Source organism: Lentimicrobiaceae bacterium, from assembly GCA_023227965.1.
Classification (GTDB): Bacteria; Bacteroidota; Bacteroidia; order Bacteroidales; family JALOCA01; genus JALOCA01.
In genome coordinates this window covers 1-2,515 of the sequence record JALOCA010000082.1, presented here as the reverse complement: position 1 = coordinate 2,515, position 2,515 = coordinate 1, and the positions used below count along the sequence as shown (strand labels likewise).

Annotated in this window: 2 protein-coding genes; one reads left to right on the top strand and one right to left on the bottom strand. The window is 41.8% G+C overall.

Annotated elements, in window-relative coordinates; translation table 11 throughout:
* Nucleotides 1-319, top strand: a 319-nt coding sequence (locus M0R21_13810; GenBank protein MCK9618899.1) for a hypothetical protein, incomplete at its 5' end; no start/stop codon positions are given.
* A gap of 365 nt (nt 320-684) precedes the next feature.
* Here M0R21_13810 and M0R21_13805 read toward each other — a convergent pair.
* Nucleotides 685-2,424: an ABC transporter ATP-binding protein gene (locus M0R21_13805; GenBank protein MCK9618898.1), complete on the bottom strand. Its 1,740-nt coding sequence runs from the start codon at nt 2,422-2,424 to the stop codon at nt 685-687.
* Nucleotides 2,425-2,515 lie beyond the last annotated feature (91 nt).

Genomic DNA, 2,515 nt, shown 5'->3' with positions numbered 1-2,515 from the left:
AGTAGAAAACTACACCTCCGAAATAGCCCGGGTTTTAAAAAAAGGAGGAAAATGTTGTGTTACGTTCTTTTTAATGAACCAGGAAGCAAAAACATACAGCCTGAAAGCTCCTGCCTTTATTTTTAAACATGAAAAAGAAGATTTTTACCTGATGGACACAATTACCGATACTGCAAATGTAGCTTATGAAGAAAGTTATATCAATATCCTCTTCCCCAAAAATAACCTGAAAATTGTGCAGACTTTGTACGGATTCTGGTCAGGAAGACCTAAAGAAATATCTTTAAACTTTCAGGATGTTATTGTGGCAGAAAAGTAATTAAAAACTATTTTTTTACGGTAGTTATTATTATATTTTTTCGCAGTATAGAGATTTTTTTCGTTATAAATATTAAATATTTAGCAGCGATACGGCGCTAATGAAACTGCTGTATCTAATTCAAAAACAACTTGTGGCAGACAATTGGCAGACACCAATATTTGGATGGCGCGCCATACAATCGCAATTACCTATTATCTTTGACAAACGATTTACAAAATAAAAAAAATTCCAAAAAAATCCTTTTGTTTGGGGGGCTTTGAAAAAGAAAAATTATAGAATGGCACAGTTACTTTGAACAGAGCCTGTTTAAACGGAGTACAAATGCGTTGTAAACCGGTACAAAACGTAAAAAACGCCCCCTCTTACCTTTTAGGTATTGCTTTTATCAGTTTTTGGGTGTATTCCGTCTGCGGGTGGGCATAAATGGCATCAGCATCGCCTATTTCCATTATTTTACCGTCTTTCATCACCGCCATGCGGTCGGACATGAATTTTACCACCGAAAGATCGTGTGAGATAAAAATATAGGTAAACCCAAACTCTTTTTTCAATTGGTTAAGCAGATTAAGTACCTGTGCCTGTACCGACACGTCAAGTGCCGACACCGATTCGTCGCAGATGATAAACCGTGGGTTGGTAGTCAATGCCCTTGCAATGCAAATCCGTTGCCGTTGCCCGCCCGAAAATTCATGAGGATAACGGTTAAAATGTCCTGCTTCGAGGTTTACTTTTTCGAGTAGTTCTATCACTTTCTCCCTACGGATGCGGTTGTTCTCATAAATGCCATGCACTTTCATAGGCTCCATAATGGCAGAACCTATGGTTAAGCGGGGATTAAGCGAAGAATACGGGTCCTGAAAAATGATTTGCAGTTTTTTTCGCAAATGGCGCATTTTGCTTCGCGACAGGGTGGCAATGTCTTTTCCGTAAAAATAAACATTGCCGCCGGTAGGTTGCTGCAACCGGAGGATGCTGCGTCCCAAGGTGGTTTTGCCACAACCGCTTTCGCCAACCAATCCCAAAGTTTCACCAGGGTACACATCGAAACTTACATCGTCAACGGCTTTTACATAAGTGTTTGTTTTCCCGAAAACCCCTTTCCGCACCGGAAACCAGGTCTGGAGATTTTTTACCTGTAAAACCGGTTCTTTCGCAAAAATCTGCAGGTGAACCGCTTTTCTCTCTTCCGTTGTAATAACAAAGTTTTCAGAAAAATTAATATTTCCACCGTTAACCGTAGCGGAATTATTTAAAAAATCGCTCACCGTAGGCAAAAACCGCAACCGCTTGTCGAGTGGCGGGCGACAGGCAATCAATCCTTTGGTATAAGGATGCTGCGGATTCTCAAAAATTTCTGCGACGTTTCCCTGCTCAACGATTTCTCCCTTGTACATCACGCAAACTTCGTCGGCAATTTCGGCTATCACTCCCAGGTCGTGCGAAATAAAAATAACAGCCATCCCGTATTTTTGCTGAAGGCTTTTCAGCAGTTCGAGTATGGTTTTTTGCACCGTAACATCAAGGGCGGTGGTAGGTTCGTCGGCTATGAGTACTGCCGGATTGCACGATATAGCCATGGCAATCATTACCCGTTGTTTTTGCCCGCCGGAAATCTCATGCGGATAGGCATCAAATATTTTTTCAGGGCGGGGAAGCAACACTTCATTAAACAAAGATAGGGTTTTTGCCCGGGCTTCTTTTTTACTTACTTTCTGGTGAAGGCAGATGGCTTCGGTAATTTGTTTTCCGCAACGGATCACCGGGTTAAGTGAGGTCATCGGTTCCTGGAAAATCATGGCAATATCGCTTCCGCGAAAATGCCGGAGTTCTTTTTCCTGAAGCTGGAGGAGGTCAACGGCTTGTTTCCCTTCCGGATGAAAGAAAATTTCTCCTTCTGCAATTTTTCCCGGAGGTTCGGGTATCAGTCGCATTACCGAAAGAGCCGTTACCGATTTGCCGGAGCCGGATTCGCCTACAATACCAAGGGTTTTGCCTTTTCCCAGTGAAAAAGAGATTCCGTTCACTGCCTGCATTATCCCGTTTTCCGTCCAGAAGCTGACCTGTAAATTATTGACCGATAATAACGAATTTTCCTGAGTCATTATTTTTATTAGCGATTCAAAGGTAACAAATAAAAAATCGTTTGCTACCACAGAGAGAAATTCGTACTTTTATAAGCAAAACCGAAAAGCT

Excerpts from the sequence above, each read along its gene's own strand:
- M0R21_13805 (MCK9618898.1), bottom strand. The coding sequence starts at position 2,424 with ATGACTCAGGAAAATTCGTTATTATCGGTCAATAATTTACAGGTCAGC.